The sequence below is a fragment of the Kitasatospora sp. NPDC101183 genome, from assembly GCF_044767945.1.
Taxonomy (GTDB): domain Bacteria; phylum Actinomycetota; class Actinomycetes; order Streptomycetales; family Streptomycetaceae; genus Kitasatospora.
Genome location: NZ_JBIWOW010000007.1, coordinates 85599 through 98539, shown reverse-complemented (window position 1 = coordinate 98539; position 12941 = coordinate 85599). Strand labels below are relative to the sequence as shown.

Genomic DNA, 12941 nt, shown 5'->3' with positions numbered 1-12941 from the left:
CGTCTGGTGCTGGACGGGCCGGGTGGGTGAGCGAACGGGAGCTCCTGCCGGGCTTCTTCTGGGCTGCCGACTCCGCCTCGCTGCGGGGGCAGCGCCGCTCGGTGCTGCTGTCCGCCTGGGAGCTGGTGCTCCTGGTGGTCGCCGCCGCGACGGGCTCGGCGGACGGCGAGCCCTGGGCCTGGCCGGCCGCCGTCGCGTACCTGGGGGCGATCGTCCTGGCGGTGGTGATCAGCCGGCAGAACCCGCAGGGCCTCTGGTACGAGGGCCGGGCGGCCGCCGAGTCGGTGAAGACCCTCGCCTGGAAGTACGCGGTGCGGGCGGACGCGTACCGGCCGCCGCCGCGCGCCCTGCCCGACGCCGAGGACCTGTACCGCTTCCAGCTCGACCGCGTGCTGGGCGCGTTCCGGGGCAGCCGGGTGATGCCCGAACCGGGCTCGGAGCCGGCCGGGATCACCGAGGGCATGCGGGCACTGCGCGGGCAGTCGCTGCTGGTGCGCCGGGAGGTGTACCTGCGCGAGCGGATCCGGGTGCAGCACGACTGGTACCGCTCCAAGTCCCGCTACTGCGCCCGGGCCGGGCACTGGGCGGGGGTGCTGGGCGTGCTGCTGCCCGCGCTCGGCCTGGTGCTGGCCCTCGCCCGGGCGCTCGGCGCGTACACCTACGACGCGCTGGGCACCGTCTCGGCGGTGGCCGCCTCGGTCACCGCCTGGGCGCAGTTGCGCCAGTACCGTCCGCTGGCCGCCGCGTACGGCCTGGCGGCGGACGAACTGGAGCTGATCCGGCGCCAGTTGGAGGCGCTGGACGTCGGATCTCCGGAGGCCGAGGAGCTGTGGGCCCGCCTCGCCCGGGACGCGGAGGACGCCGTCTCCCGGGAGCACACCACCTGGCAGGCCCGCCGGGAGGTCCGCACCACCACCGAACGGGATCACTGAGGAGGCGGGCGCGTGGCGTTACGGATGGTCACTGCGGCGGACGGCCGGGACCTCGCCGTCGAGTGCCTGGGCGACCCTCGCGGCCGCCCGGTGTTCCTGCTGCACGGCATGCCGGGCAGCAGGGTCGGCCCGCACCCGCGCAGCACCGTGCTGTACCGCCTGGGCGTGCGGCTGATCTCGTACGACCGGCCCGGGTACGGCGATTCGACCCGGCTGTTCGGCCGGCGGGTGGCCGCGGCGGCGGAGGACGTGCGCGCCATCGCGGACCACCTCGGCCTGGACGGCTTCGCGGTGCTCGGCCGCTCCGGCGGCGGCCCGCACGCGCTGGCCTGCGCGGCGCTGCTCCAGGAGCGGGTGAGCCGGGTGGCGGTGCTGGTGGGCCTGGCGCCGAGGGACGCGGCCGGGCTGGACTGGTACGCGGGCATGACGCCCTCCAACGTGCGCGCCTACCGGGAGGCGGAGCGCGGGCACGAGCGGATCGCGGACGCGATGGAGTTCCGCTCCCGCCAGATCAAGGACGACCCGGTGCGGCTGCTGAACGGGCTGCGCACCGAACTCTCCCCCGCCGACCGGGAGGTGGTGGCGGACAGCGGGCTGCGGGGGATGCTGCAGAGCAACTACCGGGAGGCGTTCCGGCACGGCGCGGACGGCTGGATCGACGACGTGCTGGCGTTCACGGCCGACTGGGGCTTCGACGTGGGGACGATCCGGGTGCCGACCTGGCTCTGGCACGGCGCGGACGACCAGTTCTCGCCGGTGGACCACTCCCGCTGGCTGGCCGACCGCATCCCGGGGGCGGAGCTGTTCCTGGAGCCGGGCGCGGCGCACTTCGGCGCGTTCCGGGTGATGACCACCGCCCTGGCCTGGGCTGCCGGTTGAGCCCGGGGCCCTAGCGCCGTACGGGGGTGAGCGGCCGCCCGCCGCCGAGCACGGCGAGGACGTTGTCCACGGCCAGCCCGCCCATGGCCTGCCGGGTGCGCACGGTGGCGCTGCCCAGGTGCGGGGCGAGCACGGCCCGCTCCTGGGCGAGCAGGGCGGCCGGGACGGCGGGCTCGTGCTCGAAGTTGTCGACGGCGGCCGCGAACAGCGCCCCGGACTCCAGGGCGGCGGCGAGGGCCTCCTCGTCCACCACGCCGGCCGTCATGCTGACCACCACCGCGCCGTGCGGCAGCAGGGCGAGGCGGCGGGCGTCGAGCAGGTGGCGGGTCTCGGCGGTGAACGGGGCGGTGACCACCAGCACGGTGGAGGTGGCGAGCAGTTCCTCCAGCGGCTTCCAGTCGGCGCCCTCGGCCTCCTCGGTGGGCAGCGGGCGGCGGTTGTGGTAGCTGACGGGCATGTCGAAGGCGCGGGCCCGGCGGGCGACGGCCTGCCCGATCCGGCCCATGCCGAGCACGCCCAGCGGGGTGCCGGCCAGTTCCAGGCCGAGCAGGAAGTTCGGGCCCCAGGTCCAGGGGGTGCCGGAGCGCAGCAGCCGCTCCCCCTCGCCGAGGCGGCGGGTGGCGGCGAGCAGCAGCGCCCAGGCCATGTCGGCGGTGGCGGTGGTGAGCACGCCGGGGGTGTGGGTGACGTGCACGCCCCGGGCGGCGCAGGCGGCGAGGTCGATGTTGTGGTAGCCGACGGCGTGGTTGGCGACGATCTGCAGCTGCGGCCCGGCGGCGTCGAGGAACTCGGCGTCGACGCGGTCGTCGAGGGTGGTGAGCACGGCCCGGCGCCCGGGCGCGGCGGCCAGCAGCGCGGCGCGGTCCATGGCCCGGTCGCCGTCGTGGCTGGTCGCCGCGTACTGGGCGGTGAGGCGTTCGAGCACCCCGGGCGCGAGCCGGCGGGTGACCAGGACGGGGGGCTGCGGAGCGCTCATGGTTCCGCAGCGTACCCCGCCCCCACCGCCCGAACCGGTCACACGGGCTGCGGCTCCAGGTCGCGGTTGATGCGCTTCCAGCCGCGCGCCGAGACGGTGTTGGGGTGCTCCTCGCCGAACTGGCGGATCAGTTCGCCGATGGCCCGGGTGCGCAGTTCGGCGGCCTGGGTGTGCCGACCGGCGGTGCGCAGGGTGATGGCGAGGTTGGCCTCGCAGGCGACGGCGTCGGGGTGCTGGGCCGAGTAGCGCTCGCAGAGGCCCTCGTAGGCGGTGAGCCCGAGTTCCTCGGCGAGGCGGGTCTGCCCGTCGTCGCCGTACGCGTTGGCGAGGTTGATGATCGCGTTGAGGGTGTACGGGTGGTCGCGTCCGACGGAGGCGGTGAGGCCCTCGACGGTGAGCCGGCCGCGTTCGATGGCCCCGGCGACGTCCCCGCTGCCGCGCAGGTAGATGCCGAGGTTGTTGGCGCAGGCGAGGGTGAAGGGGTGCTCGTCGCCGAAGAGGCGGCGGTGGCCCTCGAAGACGGTGGAGCAGAGGTCGCGGGCGGCCTCCTTGTCGCCGGAGGCGCTGTGGTCGGCGGCGAGGTTGAGCGCGCAGGCGAGTGCGTCGGGGGCGTCCGCGCCGTAGCGCTCCAGGTAGCGCTCGTACGTCTCCTTGGTGATCCGGCGGGCCTCGGCGAGCTGGCCGATGCGGCGCAGGGAGACGGCGAGGGACTTGGCGTTGCGCAGGTTCTCCGGCAGGTCGGGGTCGAGGACGTCGCCGAGGTCGGCGGTGACCTCCTGGAGGAGGTCCACCGAGCCGCGGTAGTCGCCGAGTTCGCGCAGGTCGCGGGCGAGGTTGGACTTGGTGGAGAGGGTGTAGGGGTGCTTGGGGCCGAGGACGGCGGTGCGCCGGTCGAGGGTCTCCTGGTCGAGTTCGCGGGCGGCCTCGCTGTTGCCGACGAGCCGGTAGTCGATGGCCAGGTTGTTGGCCATGGAGAGGGTGCGCGGGTTGTCGTCGCCGAACAACTCGCGGAACTGGTCGAGGATTTCGCGGTCGAGGTCGAGGGCGGCCTGGAAGCGGCCGAGCGCCCGGCGGTCGGCGCCGAGGGAGCCGGCCGTCATCAGGGTGTACGGGTGGTGCTCGCCGAGCAGGGCGCGCTGGCGCTCCAGGGTGGACTCGTCCAGGGACAGGGCCTCGGCGTAGTTGCCCTGGGAGCGCAGGACGTTGGCGAGCTGGAAGCGCAGCAGCAGGGTCTGGCGGTCGTCGTCGCCGAGCTTGCCGGTCCACTCGGCGTCGAGGGCGTGGCCGAGGTCGCGGGCGCGGTCGAGTTCGCCGCGCTTCCACAGGTAGCGGACGCGGTCGATGAGCAGCTGGCGGGTGTCGGCCTCGTCGCAGTTGTGCGCCTTGGACGGGGACAGGTGGGGCCAGATCTCGTCGAAGGCGGGCCAGTTGGCCGGGTCGTCGGTGTCGCCGAGGACGGGCCGGGCGCCGGTGAGGATGCGGTGCACCTCGTGGACGGCGACCTCCTGCTCGTCCTCGCTCATGCCGGCCCGGATGACGGCCTGGACGAGCCGGTGGACCTGGAAGCTGTTGCTGCCGGCGTCGACCTTGGCGAGGGCGTAGCGGCCGATCGCCTGGATGACCTTGCCGAGCATGAACTTGTCGCTGAGGTCGGCGTCGTACTTCACCAGCGCCCGGATCATCTGGTCGCTGTAGAAGAGGTTCATGGAGATCGGCTCGGGCGCGAAGAACGCGCAGAGCTGGAGCAGCCGCACGGCGGCCGGGGACTGCTGGCGCAGCCGTCCGATGGAGACGTTCCAGGTCGCGGCGACGGGGGTCGGGTAGTCGGCGGGGCTGCCGACGGCGAGGGCGCGGGCGGCCTCGGCGTGCAGCTGGTTGACGTACGTCTCGACGGGCGTGCCGGTGGTGTCCAGCCAGGCGGCGGCGACCTCGACGGCCAGCGGCAGGTCGCCGACGGCCTCGGCGACGCGGTCGGCGTCGGCGCGGGAGAGGCTGCGGGCGCGGCGGGAGAGGTGCTCGACGCTCTCGCCGCGGGTGAAGACGTCGACCTCCAGCGCCTCGGCGTGGCCGGTCCAGGCCTGGTTGCGGGAGGTGACGAGGATGTGGCCGGAGCCGCCGGGGAAGAAGCGGCGGATCTCGGCGGGCTCGTCGGCGTTGTCGAAGATCAGCAGCCAGCGGGAGGTGGGGGTGCCCCGGCGCAGCGCCTCGCGGGCGGCCTCGGCGGCCTCGGTGACGGAGTCGCCGACGCGCAGGCCGGGCAGGCGGCGGGCGAGGTCGGCGAGGGCGGGGGCGACGAGTTCGGTCTGCTCGGCGTCGATCCACCAGACGAGGTCGTAGTCGGACATGAAGCGGTGGGCGTACTCCAGCGCCACCTGGGTCTTGCCGACGCCGCCGAGCCCGTACAGGGTCTGCGGGGTGGGCAGGACGGCCGCCATGCCGCCGCGCAGCTGGTTGCGCAGCTGCTCCAGGACGGCGGAGCGGCCGGTGAAGGAGGGGTTGCGCGGCGGGACGTCCCAGATGGAGGGCTTGCTGCCGGGGAAGCGGGGGCCGCCGGCGGGGGCCTCGGTGAGCGGGGCGTCGCCGCGGCCGAGGGCGCGCAGCAGGCTCTGGACGGACTGGTTCTCGTCGCGGCCGACGAGGTCGACGGGGTTGCGGTTGCTGAACGGCGCGGTCAGGCGGACGTCTCCGACGCGCACGGGCAGCAGCTGGCGCCGGGTGCCGGAGGGGTCGGAGCTGACCACGGACTCCCACAGCGCCCGGGCCTGCGGGGAGCGCTGGTAGGCGGGCGAGAGGACGGCGACGGTGCGGTAGGCGGAGTCGATGCCGCGCTCGGTCTCCTCGCGCGGGTCGGTGCCGGCGGACAGGTCGCGGGGCAGGACGCGGAATCCGGCCCGGGTGAGCACGGACTCGATCCAGTCCGCCCACATCCGGTCCTCGGGGACGTACGAGAGGTAGAGGTCGGCGGGCACGGAGGGGCGGCGGCGGGTGAAGGCGTCGACGAAGCGCAGCCGCACCTCCTCGTCCATGGGCGGCAGTCCGGCGGCCCGGCCCTCGGTGATGACGGAGGAGAGGCGCTCGCAGGCGGCGAGCATGGAGGTGGGGGTGCCGGGCTGGTCGCCGAAGGTGGCGAGGATCTCCTCGTAGGCGTAGAACGGCCGGTACGGGATCTCCACCGAGCCCCAGTAGGAGGCCAGTTCCTCGCCGCCTAGGCCGGCCGGCAGGCCGTCGAAGCGGACCCTGGCGAGGGCGCGGCCGGCGTCGGCCTTCTCCTTCTCGCCCTCGTCGATGCGCATCGGGACGGGCAGGATGCGGATGCCCCGGTCGCGGTAGCGGTCGTGGATGTGCTGGGCGATGCGGGAGGCGCCGTCGATGGACTGGTCACTGAGGGTGAAGCAGACGACGAGGTCGTCGGGCATCTGGACGGTGCAGATCTCGGCGATGTCGGACAGGCCGGTGCGGGAGTCGATCAGCACGTAGTCGTAGCGCTTGGCCATGTCGGCCTTCAGCGCGTCGAAGAACTGCCCGCCGTCGAAGCGGTCGTAGAAGATGTCCCAGTCGAGGTGGGTGACGGCCTCGGAGTAGTCGCGGTTGAACTGGCCGGCGGAGAGGAAGTCGAGGCTGCCGCCCCGGGGGAAGTACGGCCAGGCCAGGGAGAGGGCGTGCGGGTGCACCCGGGCGAAGTCCAGGTGCCAGCCCTCGGCGTGCTCGACGGGGCGCAGCGCCTCCTCGCGGTACTCGGCGATGAGGTCCATCATGCCGGTGGTCCCGGCGAGGGAGGCCGGGTCGAGGAAGGGGTGGAAGAACTTGGCGAGGCCGGGCGCCTCCAGGTCCCAGTCGACGGTGAGGACGCGGAAGCCGTTGGCGGCGAGGATCCAGGCGGTGTTGGCGAGCGCCATGGTGCGGCCGGTGCCGCCCTTGTACGAGTAGAAGGTGATGATCCGGCCGTTGCGGTCGCGTTCGGCGGCCTGCCGTTCGGCCTCGCGCTGGGCGAGGAGTTCGGCGGCGCCGATGCGGAAGTTCCTGGTGCGGTTCTCGCTCATCGGGGTCCTCGTCCTCCCAGGGGCGCCGTCCCGTCGTCGGGGTCTTCGCCGTCTTCACGGTACGGGTCGTCGTCTGTTGCGTCCCGGCCTTGCCCGGCCGTCCGGTCCGGTTGGCCGAAGGGGTCTCCTCCGGGTGGCCGGAAGGCTCCGCGCAGGTCGGGGCGGCGGGTGGGGGGTTCCTCGGGTTCGGCCCGGGCGCGGACCTCGAAGGCGTACTTGGCCTTCATCGCGGCCCGGGGCAGCGCCTCGTCGAAGTCGTCCAGGGTGTCGAGCCCGTTGGAGGCGGCCGGGCCGTTGGCGGGGCCGGTCACGCCGAGGAAGCTGGGCCGGCCGGCGCGGCGGGTGATGCGCAGGGTCTGGTCGCTCAACTCGCCGAGTTCGCGGTGGTTCTGGGCGCATTCGGGGTCGTCGGCGTTCCAGGGTTCGAGGACGCCGACCCAGGTGGCGTCGGAGCGGTCGAAGCGGCGGACGAGGTCGCGCCGGCCCGGGTCGCGCAGGGCCCAGCGGTCGAGGAGCAGCAGGCCGGGGGCCTCGGCGGTGCCCTCGATGATGGACTCGACCTCGTCGTCGAACTCGTGCACGGTCGGCTGGAAGCCCAACTGCCGTGCCAGGCGCACCGCGTGCTGGGCGATCGGCGATCCGGCCGGGCGGTACGGGTGCCAGTCGGTGCGCCGGGCGCCGTAGAAGTCGGGGTTGCGGTCGGCGGGCAACTCGCCCTGGTGGTAGGAGAGTACGGAGATCCGCAGCTGCTTGGTCGGGGCGGTGACGTTGAAGGCGGAGGGCAGCGCGTTGAAGTCGAGCTGCCGCCCGACGGGGATCACCGTCTCCTCGGCCACCTGCACGATGCGGCGGGCGAGGCGGTGCACGGCCAGTTCGTAGGCGGAGCGGAAGTAGGTGAGCTTCATCAGCGCGTACAGGCCCTCGGTGGCGTAGTCCGGCCCGAACCCCGCGTGGTTGAACTGGAGTTCGCTGGCGACCTTCGGCAGCTTGTAGCGGGACATCGGCGCCCACAGCACCGGGACGATGCCGCTGGTGCGCTCCACGTCCATGGTCGCCGGGTAGACGGGCCGGCGGGTGAAGGCGTGCCACTCCTGGCCGCACGGAACGCTGTTGAAGTACCTGGGCGAGTACAGCGGCACGAACACCCGGCAGGTCGCCAGTTCGGCGGAGAGCCGCTCGGCCCACAACTCGCCCTGGTGCATGGACTCGTCCATGAACCCGACGGGCGCCCCCGAGGGCACCGTGGTGAGCTGGAGCACCGCCTCGCACAGGTCCCGGTAGAGCTGCCGCACCCAGTGGTTGGGATCACCCGCGCCTCGCGCACCGGCCTTCGGGGTGTGCGCGTACGAGAGGAAGAAGTACGGCCGGGCGTCCTCCTCGTCCCAGCCACGGTCGTTCACACGCGCCTCCCCCGGGCCCGTAGGCACCCTGGTCCCCGCAGCCCCCGTGCGGCGGGGCTCCAGTGTAGGAACGACTGATACCCCAATGGAATAGCACATCGCCTCGTACGAATTGACATGACCGAAACGACCTGCTGGTCACGGCCCGTCGTTCTCGCCCGTCGCCCCCCGTACCTGCCCCGCTGGTTCGGATGCACTCCTCCCCCCTGTCGACAACCGCGTCACAACCGGCCCGGGTCATCGACCATCATGGAACCCCGACACCCGATCCGGAGGACCTTCCATGAACCCCGACGAACTCGAATGGCAGCGCCCGGCCCTCAGCGAGGGGCAGGAGCTGTACCTGGAGATCGCCTCGGACGAGAACAACGTCTACATCCGGCAGTCCGACGACCCGAACCACATCGTCACCACCACCCGGCGGAAGTTCGACGCCTGGATCAAGGGCGCCAAGGCCGGGGAGTTCGACCACTTCATCGCGTGACGCCCCAGCGCTGCTTGAGGACCTCCTCGGCGGGCTTGCCATGGGGCGTGTACGCGAGGTTCCCCGGCGTCTCGCCGGTGTCGGGCCAGTCGTCCCACATCCACCAGCAGACACCGGCCCACCAGGGCTTCCCGTCGAGGGCGGTCAGCAACGCGTCGTAGGCGGCGGCCTGTTCGGCGGCGTCCTCGGTGGTGCTGACCGTCCAGGAGTACGGGGCGGTGGTGGAGCCGCGCTGGCTGACGTAGCCGGCCTCGGCGAACAGGACCTTCCGCTGCTGGGCATCGGAGAAGGCGGCCAGTTGGTCGGTGATCGGCTGCCATGCCTCGCGCAGGCGGGCCCGGTCGGTGGTCGGCTGCTCGGAGAGCGGGAAGTAGGCGTCGACGCCGATGAGGTCGAGGTCCTTCCAGAAGGGGACCTTGCGGTACTCGTCGTAGTTCGCGGCGTAGGTGAGCGGGCCCTTGTAGGCGGTGCGGACGGCGGCGATCACCGCGCCCCAGTGGCTGCCGTCCTGCGAGGTGCCCGCGAGTTCGGTGCCCACCGAGAGCTGCTCGACGCCGGTGTCGGCGGCGAGTCGGGCGTAGTGGGTGATGAAGCGCTCGTACGCCGCGAACCAGGCGGCCGGGTCGGCGGGCCTGATCCCGGCGCGGTCGCCGCCCTTCGCGAGGTCGACGTGGGGCTTGAGCATCACCTTGAGCCCGGCGGCGTGGGCCTGCTGGACGATGTGGCGGAGGCTGTCGTCGGTGGCGCTCTCGTTGGTGGGGCGCATGGAGGAGTCCGTGACGGCGTCCTGGTACCAGGTGGGCGTGAACACCACCCAGCGCGCGCCCGTGGCGGCGATCTGCTGGAGGTACGAGGCGGCCTGCGGGCTGTCGTAGTCCCGCGCGTTCCAGGCGGGAAGCGTCACGCCCCGCAGCTCAGCCGTCGTCGCCGTCTCCCCCTCGGCGCTCCCGATTGAGGAGCAGCCCACCAACCCGAAAACCAGCGCTGCCGCGACGACGGTCCCCTTCTTCAGCATGGTTCGGAGCGTAGGCGCACGATCCGGTTCCAAGGCGGCGAACTGGCGAAACCGCCGCTTCGAGGGTCTCGCGCAGGAAGTCGGCGGGTCCGACTTCCTGCGCGCGAGGTGGTCAGAACTCCCGGAGGACTGCGAGGAGGTTGACCACGGTGCTGACCGGAACGTTGCCGAGGTTGACGAGCACCCGGCCGTTGAGGGTCCGCTCGCCGGGCTTGGCGGACGGCCAGAGGAGGCCGAACTCCCGGCTGGCGGATCGGAGTTCCACGATCAGCTGGAAGATCTCCGCACGGCTGAGGCGTTCGAAGGCCGGATCGCCGGGCCGGATGGGGCGATGGGCGTTCACGCGGCACCGTCCAGCTCGAACCACACGCGCTTGCCCAGCTTTTGAGGTTCCGCACCCCAGCGGTGGGTGAGCCCAGCGACGAGCTGGAGACCCCGGCCCGACTCGGAGAAGGAGTCGGGCCGGGCCTGTTCGGGGAGCACGGAGCTGCGGTCGGCGACGGTGACGCGGAGGGTGTTGTCGACGAAGACGACCACGACGACGGGCGAGGAGGTGAGGCCGTGCCTCCAGGCGTTCACCACCAGTTCGCAGAGGGCGAGTTCGGCATCCCCGATGGAGGTGAGGCCGTACCCGGCGCGCGACATCGCGTCGCGCAACGCCTCGCGGGAGATGGTGAGGGAGGGGGAGTTGAGGTTGGGGTCACACATGGGGAAGCTCCCAGCGGTGTAGTGGAAGCGCACCGGAACTGCCCACGGCGCGCGGCGTATTAAGACTTTAAGCGAATCCACTGGAAGTCTGCAACACGCTCCGCACATGCACCTATACTTTCCGTAGGTGACCGTCTGTGGAGAGGGCATGCCTCATGGGCTTCAGGAACGGGATCAACGAGCGACAGCGCCGCCTCGGCGAGGAACTTCGTCGTGTTCGGGATGGTGCTGGCCTTTCAGCGTCCGAGGTCGGAGAGGCTCTTGGAGTGAAGGGCCCGAACATCAGCCACATCGAGGCCGGAAGGATCGGTCTCACACTTGAGCGATTGGAGACCTGGCTCGACCTCTGCAACGTGACGGACCTCAAGTACCGGGCCGGCCTCACGTCCATGAGCGAGAGCAACGGCAAGGGGTGGTGGACCGAGTTCAGGCACGACACCACCCGCAGCGCTCTCGACCTGGCCGAAGCGGAGGCGCACGCAACCGCCCTCGACAACTACGAATCCCTGCTGATCCCAGGGCTCCTGCAGACCAAGGCATATAGCGAGGTCATCCAGGGATTCAATGAGAAGAAGGTCGAGTTCCGCTACGAGCGCCACAAAATCCTCATGGGCAACAACGCGCCTCCGTACAGGGCTGTGATCCATGAGGCCGCCCTGCACATGATGTACGGAGGTCCAACCGTCATTCGTGACCAGCTGAATCACCTGATCGAGATGAGCAGGCTGCCGAACGTGACGATTCAGATCCTCCCGTTCGACTGCACCACGTACGCTTCGAATGACACGCCGTTCCTCCTCATCCGTGGAGCGCACACCCGCCTTGACACAGTTCTCCTCGAACACCCGCATGGGTCCGACTTCATTGGCGACTCCGAGGTCGTGACAACATTTGACCGGAAGTTCGACCGGCTCAGGGGCTTGGCGCTACCTCCTCTGTCAGCGGCAACATCCGAGTCATCGCCAGTCCAACGTGATTCGCTGGGCGTGCTCCAGCACATTCGCTACAAGGTCCAAGGAAGATAGCCATGCACCAGCTCAACTGGCAGAAGTCCAGCTTCAGTAGCGACCAGGCCAACTGCGTCGAGATCGCTTCTGCCGACGAGCTGGTCTACATCCGCGAGTCCGACGACCCCACCCTCATCGTCACCACCACCCGCGCCAAGCTCAACGCCTGGATCAACGCCGCCAAGACCGGCGCGTACGACCACCTCACCACCTAAGGTCGCTCGCTCCGACACAGGACACAGGTCATCAGGGACGGTAGTCATGCACCAGCTCAACTGGCAGAAGTCCAGCTACAGCAACGACCAGGCCAACTGCGTCGAAATCGCCTCTGCCGACGAGCTGGTCTACATCCGCGAGTCCGACGACCCCACCCTCATCGTCACCACCACCCGCGCCAAGCTCAACGCCTGGATCAACGCCGCCAAGGCCGGCGACCTCGACCACCTCACGACCTGAGCACGCCCCTCCCCGTGCCCCGGCGGCAACCGCCGGGGCACCACCCCGGACTCCGTGAGGGCCCGCACAGAGAACCGTCGCCGCTTCGGCGAGGCCGAAGCGGCGACGGGGAACGAGAGCCCCCTCAAGCGGTCGGACCCGCCGGCCTCAGCGCGTGCTGTTCCGGCGCTGATGGAAAACGTCCACGGCGGCACCGGCGAGACCGCCCAGGGCGAGTGCCGGGACGACGGAACCACCCGCGTTGCCCTGCGCGATGCCCAGGCCGACGATGCCCGCCGCAACCGCCGCACCTGCGACCCTTCCGACGACGGACCGTGGAACGAGGTGCAGCTGACGGCCGTGCCGCCGACGGTTGTTGATCCGGACGACCAGGACCACGAAGGCCACTCCCAGCAACCCAGGGACCAGGATGTACATGGCGGTGGTGTTCACTGCAGTCTCCCGTTGAATCCCGGCACTACTGGCAGTATCCGCCGCTGTACTGGTCGGCCGTCAGCGGAGGCGCCGACCGGAGGGCTTCAGCACCGACAGGACGACGCAGGTGACGTAGACCGTCAGGGCGATGCTCGGGATGATCACCACGTTGTAGCGGGTGAACCCGAGGTCCATGTCCGCGATGGTCCCGGTGGGGTGCCGGGCCGCGAGACGGGCCGCCTCGTGCAACCGGGTCGTCAGGGCGAAGATCGAGGCCGTGGCGGCGGCCAGGGTGAGCCAGAACTTCACCGCCACCCACCGGTACCTGAACAACCCCCACGGCGTGCCCAGCGAAAGCACCAGCCCGGTGAGCAGGGCGAGCAGGCTCAGCGGCAGCACCAGCACGTCACCGAGCAGCGGCATCGCCCGGTAGGCGCTGCGGAGGGTGTCCGCGCTGTCCGTGAGCAGGCCGGTCGCGCCGAGTGTGAGCAGACAGAGCATCAGGCCCAGCCAGCCCACCGAGCTGACGATGTGCGCGATCACCGCGTACTTGCGGGCAGCGGGCGAGAGCCGGAAGGCGGGAGCGGTCATGCCGCCGATGCTCGCCGCCGCACCGGCACCCCGTCGTCC

At 71.4% G+C, this 12941-nt stretch carries 14 protein-coding genes; 6 read left to right on the top strand and 8 right to left on the bottom strand.

Features of this window, described 5'->3' with window-relative positions:
• Window positions 1-26: 26 nt before the first annotated feature.
• Window positions 27-932, top strand: a complete 906-nt coding sequence (locus ACIRRS_RS11470) for a DUF4231 domain-containing protein (protein ID WP_402968236.1) — start codon at window positions 27-29, stop codon at window positions 930-932.
• Window positions 933-956: 24 nt separating this feature from the next.
• Window positions 957-1811, top strand: coding sequence for an alpha/beta fold hydrolase (locus ACIRRS_RS11465; protein WP_402968794.1), 855 nt, complete (start codon window positions 957-959; stop codon window positions 1809-1811).
• A 10-nt stretch (window positions 1812-1821) separates the two neighbouring features.
• On the opposite strand, the gene ACIRRS_RS11460 is transcribed toward ACIRRS_RS11465, so the two are convergent.
• From ACIRRS_RS11460 to ACIRRS_RS11450, 3 genes are read right to left on the bottom strand one after another with little or no spacing between them, the layout of a single operon-like run.
• Window positions 1822-2787 carry a 2-hydroxyacid dehydrogenase gene (locus ACIRRS_RS11460; RefSeq protein ID WP_402968233.1) on the bottom strand — a complete coding sequence of 322 codons (966 nt, stop codon included), beginning with the start codon at window positions 2785-2787 and terminating at the stop codon, window positions 1822-1824.
• Window positions 2788-2825: 38 nt separating this feature from the next.
• Entirely contained in the window at window positions 2826-6827 is a 4002-nt protein-coding gene (gene fxsT / locus ACIRRS_RS11455; RefSeq protein WP_402968230.1) for an FxSxx-COOH system tetratricopeptide repeat protein, read from the bottom strand.
• On the bottom strand, window positions 6824-8227 hold the full coding sequence (locus ACIRRS_RS11450; RefSeq protein WP_402968227.1) for a TIR-like protein FxsC: 1404 nt from the start codon (window positions 8225-8227) through the stop codon (window positions 6824-6826). The genes fxsT and ACIRRS_RS11450 overlap by 4 nt, the downstream gene beginning before the upstream one ends.
• A gap of 283 nt (window positions 8228-8510) precedes the next feature.
• On the opposite strand from ACIRRS_RS11450, the gene ACIRRS_RS11445 reads away from it, so the two are divergent.
• Window positions 8511-8711 (top strand): DUF397 domain-containing protein, encoded by a 201-nt coding sequence (locus ACIRRS_RS11445; protein WP_402968224.1) that lies wholly within the window; start codon window positions 8511-8513, stop codon window positions 8709-8711.
• Here the strand turns inward: ACIRRS_RS11445 and ACIRRS_RS11440 are convergent.
• The 3 genes from ACIRRS_RS11440 to ACIRRS_RS11430 form a co-directional block, all read right to left on the bottom strand.
• Window positions 8701-9726 (bottom strand): glycoside hydrolase family 113, encoded by a 1026-nt coding sequence (locus ACIRRS_RS11440; RefSeq protein ID WP_402968221.1) that lies wholly within the window; start codon window positions 9724-9726, stop codon window positions 8701-8703. The genes ACIRRS_RS11445 and ACIRRS_RS11440 overlap by 11 nt on opposite strands.
• Window positions 9727-9838: 112 nt before the next feature.
• The gene (locus tag ACIRRS_RS11435; protein WP_402968218.1) at window positions 9839-10069 is read right to left on the bottom strand and encodes a hypothetical protein; all 231 of its coding nucleotides are present in this window, start codon (window positions 10067-10069) and stop codon (window positions 9839-9841) included.
• A complete protein-coding gene (locus ACIRRS_RS11430) occupies window positions 10066-10434 on the bottom strand; it encodes an ATP-binding protein (RefSeq protein ID WP_402968215.1) in 369 nt (122 codons plus the stop codon). The genes ACIRRS_RS11435 and ACIRRS_RS11430 overlap by 4 nt, the downstream gene beginning before the upstream one ends.
• Window positions 10435-10589: 155 nt before the next feature.
• Here ACIRRS_RS11430 and ACIRRS_RS11425 point away from each other — a divergent pair, with 155 nt between their 5' ends.
• The 3 genes from ACIRRS_RS11425 to ACIRRS_RS11415 are packed head-to-tail and all read left to right on the top strand — an operon-like array spanning window position 10590 to window position 11897.
• A complete protein-coding gene (locus tag ACIRRS_RS11425) occupies window positions 10590-11459 on the top strand; it encodes a helix-turn-helix domain-containing protein (RefSeq protein ID WP_402968212.1) in 870 nt (289 codons plus the stop codon).
• 2 nt (window positions 11460-11461) lie between these two features.
• Window positions 11462-11656 carry a DUF397 domain-containing protein gene (locus ACIRRS_RS11420; protein WP_402968209.1) on the top strand — a complete coding sequence of 65 codons (195 nt, stop codon included), beginning with the start codon at window positions 11462-11464 and terminating at the stop codon, window positions 11654-11656.
• A 46-nt stretch (window positions 11657-11702) separates the two neighbouring features.
• Window positions 11703-11897, top strand: coding sequence for a DUF397 domain-containing protein (locus ACIRRS_RS11415; protein WP_402968206.1), 195 nt, complete (start codon window positions 11703-11705; stop codon window positions 11895-11897).
• Window positions 11898-12044: 147 nt separating this feature from the next.
• Here the strand turns inward: ACIRRS_RS11415 and ACIRRS_RS11410 are convergent, their stop codons facing one another.
• Both ACIRRS_RS11410 and ACIRRS_RS11405 read right to left on the bottom strand, forming a co-directional pair.
• Window positions 12045-12329 carry a hypothetical protein gene (locus ACIRRS_RS11410; protein ID WP_402968204.1) on the bottom strand — a complete coding sequence of 95 codons (285 nt, stop codon included), beginning with the start codon at window positions 12327-12329 and terminating at the stop codon, window positions 12045-12047.
• Between the two features lie 60 nt (window positions 12330-12389).
• Window positions 12390-12902 carry a DUF2269 domain-containing protein gene (locus ACIRRS_RS11405; RefSeq protein WP_402968201.1) on the bottom strand — a complete coding sequence of 171 codons (513 nt, stop codon included), beginning with the start codon at window positions 12900-12902 and terminating at the stop codon, window positions 12390-12392.
• Between the last annotated feature and the right edge of the window lie 39 nt (window positions 12903-12941).

Excerpts from the sequence above, each read along its gene's own strand:
- ACIRRS_RS11430 (WP_402968215.1), bottom strand. The coding sequence starts at position 10,434 with ATGTGTGACCCCAACCTCAACTCCCCCTCCCTCACCATCTCCCGCGAG.
- ACIRRS_RS11425 (WP_402968212.1), top strand. The coding sequence starts at position 10,590 with ATGGGCTTCAGGAACGGGATCAACGAGCGACAGCGCCGCCTCGGCGAG.
- ACIRRS_RS11465 (WP_402968794.1), top strand. The coding sequence starts at position 957 with ATGGTCACTGCGGCGGACGGCCGGGACCTCGCCGTCGAGTGCCTGGGC.
- fxsT (WP_402968230.1), bottom strand. The coding sequence starts at position 6,827 with ATGAGCGAGAACCGCACCAGGAACTTCCGCATCGGCGCCGCCGAACTC.
- ACIRRS_RS11445 (WP_402968224.1), top strand. The coding sequence starts at position 8,511 with ATGAACCCCGACGAACTCGAATGGCAGCGCCCGGCCCTCAGCGAGGGG.
- ACIRRS_RS11440 (WP_402968221.1), bottom strand. The coding sequence starts at position 9,726 with ATGCTGAAGAAGGGGACCGTCGTCGCGGCAGCGCTGGTTTTCGGGTTG.
- ACIRRS_RS11460 (WP_402968233.1), bottom strand. The coding sequence starts at position 2,787 with ATGAGCGCTCCGCAGCCCCCCGTCCTGGTCACCCGCCGGCTCGCGCCC.
- ACIRRS_RS11405 (WP_402968201.1), bottom strand. The coding sequence starts at position 12,902 with ATGACCGCTCCCGCCTTCCGGCTCTCGCCCGCTGCCCGCAAGTACGCG.
- ACIRRS_RS11420 (WP_402968209.1), top strand. The coding sequence starts at position 11,462 with ATGCACCAGCTCAACTGGCAGAAGTCCAGCTTCAGTAGCGACCAGGCC.
- ACIRRS_RS11415 (WP_402968206.1), top strand. The coding sequence starts at position 11,703 with ATGCACCAGCTCAACTGGCAGAAGTCCAGCTACAGCAACGACCAGGCC.